The following is a 5,759-nucleotide window of genomic DNA, read 5'->3' as shown; positions in this document are numbered from 1 at the left end:
GTTGGATTAGTTATGTACGGGCTTACACCGTGATTCACTAATCAACGAATCGCACATAGATTATCCCCCAGAACTGAAGTGAGATAAACCTGTTAACGTTTCTAGGAGAGTGATCGCCAATGCCTTCACTTTCCTTCTTTCCTCTAAGAAATTTTTGGGTATCTATCAACACAAACTACACTTATCCTCAAGGGATACCTACGATTATCACACCGTAGCAAAATACTTAGTGCTTAGTAAGGGAAAGTACCTTTTGTATTGCTATCTCTCCAAATACTTTGCCACTGCTGCCAAATCTTTCATTGCTTGATTTAAGCGACAGGGCATAGCTTCGGCTACTTCTGGTTGAACGTTAACGGTTTCTAGTTTTTCTTTTAGATGACGGATACAACTAGTACAAACAACGCTTTATTGTTTATCGATGAACTGAAATTCGCTTACCTGGGTCTTGCTTTCTTACCCAAACTAAGAATTTTTGCATTTGCGGCTCATTTTTGAGCTTGTCTAGAGTGTTGAGTTCAAAGGCCAGCAGCTTATTATCAAATAAAGCGTGAATCTGGCGATGGCAGGCAGAACAAATATTTGCTATTGGGCCTGAGTCTTGTTTTTTGCGTTTGGTATTTTGTCGTGGAACTAAGTGATGGACAGTTAAATGTTCCATCTCTCTTTGACACAGTTGGCATTGCTTGTGTTGATTATTTGACACCAGATGAGTGATAAAACCTTATCTAATATCATAGCGACTACTCAACTTAGGACTAATCGACTCAACATAAAACTGCCCTAGCTTTTGTCCAGAGCAGTTTTTGATAGAAGTAAGTTATGTAGGAGACTTATACTGTTGTCCCCGGTTAATGCATAGTAAATACCGTTATATAATATTATTCACCTCCTGTCTGAAACTTTACGCAAAAAACGAATAATCTTGAAATTGGCATTACAAAGTTTTAGAAGTAACGCCAAGGTATCCCAAGTACTACCGCATCCATAGACGACATCCGCGATTTTGAGCTTCTTTCTTAGCAGTCCACAGAATATAGCTGCTGACGAGGGGATGCTGAGGAAAGAAAATCTAAGGACAGAACAAGGACACAGTAGTAGCCGCGTATTATCAATTTTCGTATGTTGCTAGATTTTTACTCTTTTTACCCTTTGCCAACAAGAGCTATTAATGCTAGATTTCCGTTACTGGCAATACTTCAGGGTAATTTATGAACAAGGGTGAATTAGTGGATGCTGTAGCATCCAAGGCTAACGTTACAAAAAAGCAAGCTGATGAAGTAATCAGTGCTTTTTTGTCAGTTGTTACCGAGGCTGTAGCTAATGGTGAAAAGGTAACGCTGATAGGGTTTGGGTCATTCGAGCGACGCGAACGTTCAGAGCGCGAAGGGCGTAATCCGAAAACCAATGAGCCAATGACTATCCCAGCGACCCAAGTGCCTGCGTTTTCTGCTGGGAAACAGTTTAAAGAAAAAGTAGCACCCTAATCAATACAAATGTATTTACTTTACTACTGTCAATCCAATCACTGCAAAGCCATAATCGATTAATTCAAGTATTGAATCGACTGTGAAACTTTGACTGCTTCTTGGGGAGTAACGTTACTGCAATTAGACAATTCTGGCATTACTCCCGTACCAACAAATCTGTAAAAGGGGCCATTTTGCTCTCCCCACCACTGCGATAGCAATGTTGGTTGTTTGGCATTACCGTATAATCCTTGCTCCAAAGTGCTTTTTCCAAATATCGGAGAATTTATCGGGTAACTGCGCGACCCAGCAGGTAAGTCTCCAATACCCCCAGATACTGACTCAATCGCAAAGCATTTATCTGCACTTAAATTTTGGTAAACAATTAAGTAACGCAAACTATCAACATTTTCGCGCCCAGCCGAGACTATTACCTTGTCAGCATGAAAATTTGTAGGTACATAACTTGGTAATGCTATTTTTAAGCCTAGTGAACGTAAAACTTTTAATTGAGTCGGTGTTAATTTTATTACCAAATTGGTTTGTGGAGGTTTGGGTTGAGCAATTACCGCAGCCGTAGAAGCGATAACATAGATGGCAAAGCAAGAGGAAGCAAGCTTAATTGGGTATTTGAATAATTTCATAGTTGATAGCTATATATGACTTGGGTTCAAAAAGAAGTTGCAAATTACTTGACCTCTGAATAACAGCAGCAGAATTCGAGCATTAATTACTACTTGCTCAGAGAATTATGTCTTCTATATTCAATCCGAACTTGTTTAACCTCAATTTGCCCAGGCTCTAAAAACACAAGTTGCTCTACTTGGTATAACCCTAAATTTTTAAACTGTACTAATTCTGAGTTAGATAATGGCCAAGGTGGGCCTGATGGTTCAGCTTCTGTGTCTCGAACACGAGTAATCATCAACAGTGTTCCACCAGGAGCAAGTACAGAGGTAACTGAAGAAATAACCCAAGAACGCACATTCAAAGGCAAAGCTTGAATATTGCGACATTCAAAAACAAAGTTAAAAGCTTGATGCCATTGTGAGGGAATTGCTAATAAATCTGCAACTATATAGTTGACAGTTGAATTAGGAAATCGCTCTTGGCACCAAGCGATTGCTGTCGGTGAAATATCAAAGGCGGTTACTTCAAACCCCAGATTTACTAAAGCTTCGGCATCGTCTCCCAAGCCACAACCAATTACTAACGCCTTTTGTCCAGAAGCGAACGGTTGATGATTCGTCAACCAATCTTGTAGATAAGGATGAGGAGCTAACTTAGCCCAAGGAATTTGTGCTGTGTCCCCTTTGGCTTTGGCATATAAAACTTCAAACCATGCCGAGGGGTCTGATTTTTGTAACGCTTCTGTGGCTAGCTGTTTAATATAAAATTGTAAATTTTCCGGTTGTTGCTCCAACATAAAAATCGACACCACTCCATTGTCAATTATGGCAGTCTATACCAGTTGAACTGAAAATCATAATTGCAGGCTAACTTACGTGAACTAAAAGTTGTGAATGAGCTTTTTGATTGTGCCTCCTCAAAGCAAGCATCGGTTTACAGTCCTAGCCAAGATGAACCAAATACCAATTACCATTCACCATTAGGTGCATTTGCATTTGTAAATCTGGCTTCTACCGTGCAATATAAAACTGCCCTAGACGAAAGCTGGAGCAGTTTTTGATAGAAGTAATTTATATAGGAGACAATTAGCGTTGTCCCCAGTTTATCCATAATAAATACCGTTATATAATACTATTCACCTCAAATTCCATGTTTTACGCAAAAAACGAATAATCTTGAAGTTGGCATTACAAAGTTTAGAAGTCAACATCAGGCCTTGAGTCTTCCTGATGTATTGCTAACCAAGTTTTGTAAATCAATGCTCAGAGAGTAAAAGTCCCTAGCAAATTAAGGAAATGAGCCGATTGCACATTCGTGAAGATGACCTGACAGGTAAAAATATTGCTAACCTTTTGAGGGAACATCTCGAAAATATGCATGAGATTACCCCGCCCGAAAGCGTTCATGCTCTTGATATAGAGGCGTTGCGTTCGCCTGATATTACTTTCTTTTCAGCAAGGGATGGCGAAGAACTGGTTGGATGCGGGGCATTGAAAGAACTCTCTTCAACAAGTGGCGAAATCAAATCAATGCGTACAGCCTTGGCTTACCGCCGCCAGGGTGTTGCCTCCAAAATTCTGGAACACATTATTAAAGAAGCCCAACGGCGTGGTTACGATTGCTTGAATTTAGAAACAGGGGCAATTTCAGAATTCGCTCCAGCACGAGCTTTGTATACACGGTATGGGTTTGAGTACCGAGGCCCCTTTGCTGAATACATTGATGACCCTAACAGCGTATTTATGACGAAAAAGCTCTATTGAACCGTTCAAGTTTATGTGGCAATTTTAGCATGAGGAAATTAACCGTAAGAGTCTTTGAACAGGTGTTGTGTTTCTCCAGTTGACCAAACAATTCGCAATTCGCAATTCGCAATTCGCAGTTAAATACGAGAAATCGTTTAATTGCTTAATTGTTAATTACTGGGTTTCAAGCCCCCACTGATTTTAATTGCGAATTGCGAATTCACAATTGCGAATTGGGTTGACGCAGGCTGAAATAATCGCATTGCTAATGGGCAAGCGATCGCTTTCACCTTTGCTTGGTGTAGCCTTATGGTTGACACCAGTATATTAATCATATTATCATGTCAACTGGCGAGCGCAGTGAAAATAAAATTAAAGTAAAAATGAATATCACAGTAGATGTAACACCCATCGCTGCGTTTAGGTGGAATGAAGAAAATGCCCAAAAACTCAGAGAGCTAAGAGACAAAGCTGGGTATAGTAGACAAAAGCTATCTGATGCTGTGGGAGTTTCTGTGGCTTATATTCAGCAGCTAGAGACTCCTCACGTCTTTATTAACAAACCAAAGAAACCAACTCAGATGACTGTTAGTACAGAAATTCTAGAGAAACTTTGTGCTGCTTTAGATGGGGATATCACTTCACTTATTTGGAATATAGATTACAACAGCTAAGAGAATTGTCTACTACGTCTACCAGTAATAAATACTTGACAAACACTGGTGAGCGTAGTAGTATAGTAATCATAAGAGAGGAGACGAGCCGATGCCTCTTTTGAAAAACAAAGAAGCGCTCAACCCCAAATTTGATTAACACAAAACATAGATTTGAGAAACGAGAACCCCCCGTCGTATAGCACAAGGTACGCCAGGTAAAGTCGGCTGGGGGAGATACTCAAGATCACTCAATAAATCCACTCATACTGCAATTAGGGCAACCGCTTAACAAAGTCGCAAGTCGCAAGTCGCAAGTGAAGAACTCTCAAACGGTTCAGTTTAAGTCTCCGGCTTCTATTAAGCCACAAGTATGTGTCTGCGGGGTATAAATCCCCGTTACAAAACTTACTTGCGACTTGCGACTTGTCTACTTGCGACTTGAGTTTAATACCTTCTCTAGAGCCTTGTGCTGTGAATTCTTACTAGACAATAGCTGAAATTCAGAAATATGAGGCTACGCCAAATCTTTTTGAGAGCGTTGCGGTAAACCACAACGTTGTTCATGCAAAACAAAAGGCGATCGCCGTCCCTGGAAAGTCTGCGATCGCCCTTTTACCCATTTAAGAGGTATTTCTAATGATGACACAACTTTCAGCCCCTGCGCCAACAAAAGATCCGCTAACCACACGCGATCGCCAAATCATTGCAACCATCATCAATCAGTCGGACTATTCAAAAGAGTGCCAGCCCGAAGATGTAGTGACTATCTGGATAAACTCGGATGATATCGTGTGGGTGAAAATGACTCACGGCTATGCTCGATACCATAAAGAACCTTTTAAACGCGCTGTAGCAGAGATAAAAGCGAGTCTTTCTACTCCAGTGGAGTGCAATCACCAGGAAGATGAGGAATTGAAACAAGTTTCTGAGAAAATAGGCTTGTTAGGTGATTGTGATTGGCTATGGTTAAGCGTCCAATACCATTCTGATAAAGTAATCGGTCATGCTGGTTGTTATATTTCCCACAAGGCTCGATTATTTTCCCCACCGGCTGAATGGGATTTTACACTGCCGAAGTGGAATATGCCTGCTGCTATCTGTCCAGATTGTGATGGTCACGGCTGCGGTAACTGCTCCTATCGCGGCACTCGTGCAAAAGACTTGTGTATGCCAGTGGACGGCTATCGACTGACCTATGTAGGACGCACTGACCTCCAGACGGCTCACAATGTATATCTAGATGGTGAGTTTTTGGGCAT

General features: G+C 40.9%; 10 protein-coding genes. 6 read left to right on the top strand and 4 right to left on the bottom strand.

Features of this window, described 5'->3' with window-relative positions:
- Positions 1-415: 415 nt before the first annotated feature.
- Positions 416-706: an HNH endonuclease gene (locus RM049_RS39040; protein WP_322708088.1), complete on the bottom strand. Its 291-nt coding sequence runs from the start codon at positions 704-706 to the stop codon at positions 416-418.
- 505 nt (positions 707-1,211) lie between these two features.
- Here RM049_RS39040 and RM049_RS39035 point away from each other — a divergent pair.
- Positions 1,212-1,487, top strand: coding sequence for an HU family DNA-binding protein (locus RM049_RS39035; RefSeq protein ID WP_322708087.1), 276 nt, complete (start codon positions 1,212-1,214; stop codon positions 1,485-1,487).
- A gap of 59 nt (positions 1,488-1,546) precedes the next feature.
- Here the strand turns inward: RM049_RS39035 and RM049_RS39030 are convergent, their stop codons facing one another.
- Together RM049_RS39030 and RM049_RS39025 are read right to left on the bottom strand one after the other, a co-directional pair.
- Positions 1,547-2,113, bottom strand: a complete 567-nt coding sequence (locus tag RM049_RS39030) for a hypothetical protein (RefSeq protein ID WP_322708086.1) — start codon at positions 2,111-2,113, stop codon at positions 1,547-1,549.
- Between the two features lie 89 nt (positions 2,114-2,202).
- On the bottom strand, positions 2,203-2,895 hold the full coding sequence (locus RM049_RS39025) for a class I SAM-dependent methyltransferase (RefSeq protein ID WP_322708085.1): 693 nt from the start codon (positions 2,893-2,895) through the stop codon (positions 2,203-2,205).
- Between the two features lie 93 nt (positions 2,896-2,988).
- On the opposite strand from RM049_RS39025, the gene RM049_RS39020 reads away from it, so the two are divergent.
- From RM049_RS39020 to RM049_RS39005, 4 genes are all read left to right on the top strand, one after another.
- Positions 2,989-3,159, top strand: coding sequence for a hypothetical protein (locus tag RM049_RS39020; RefSeq protein WP_322708084.1), 171 nt, complete (start codon positions 2,989-2,991; stop codon positions 3,157-3,159).
- Positions 3,160-3,394: 235 nt separating this feature from the next.
- Positions 3,395-3,862 carry a GNAT family N-acetyltransferase gene (locus RM049_RS39015; protein WP_322708083.1) on the top strand — a complete coding sequence of 156 codons (468 nt, stop codon included), beginning with the start codon at positions 3,395-3,397 and terminating at the stop codon, positions 3,860-3,862.
- A gap of 187 nt (positions 3,863-4,049) precedes the next feature.
- Positions 4,050-4,175 carry a hypothetical protein gene (locus RM049_RS39010; RefSeq protein ID WP_322707524.1) on the top strand — a complete coding sequence of 42 codons (126 nt, stop codon included), beginning with the start codon at positions 4,050-4,052 and terminating at the stop codon, positions 4,173-4,175.
- A 10-nt stretch (positions 4,176-4,185) separates the two neighbouring features.
- Entirely contained in the window at positions 4,186-4,518 is a 333-nt protein-coding gene (locus tag RM049_RS39005) for a helix-turn-helix domain-containing protein (RefSeq protein WP_163937968.1), read from the top strand.
- 496 nt (positions 4,519-5,014) lie between these two features.
- On the opposite strand, the gene RM049_RS39000 is transcribed toward RM049_RS39005, so the two are convergent.
- Complete coding sequence (locus RM049_RS39000) at positions 5,015-5,146, bottom strand: hypothetical protein (RefSeq protein ID WP_322708082.1); 132 nt, start codon at positions 5,144-5,146, stop codon at positions 5,015-5,017.
- Here RM049_RS39000 and RM049_RS38995 point away from each other — a divergent pair.
- Positions 5,137-5,759 (top strand): hypothetical protein (locus RM049_RS38995; RefSeq protein ID WP_322708081.1); only part of this gene is annotated, 623 nt, incomplete at its 3' end. The genes RM049_RS39000 and RM049_RS38995 overlap by 10 nt on opposite strands.

Source organism: Nostoc sp. DedQUE04 (genome assembly GCF_034530995.1).
GTDB lineage: Bacteria > Cyanobacteriota > Cyanobacteriia > Cyanobacteriales > Nostocaceae > Nostoc.
This window is presented reverse-complemented; position numbering and strand designations above follow the sequence as displayed.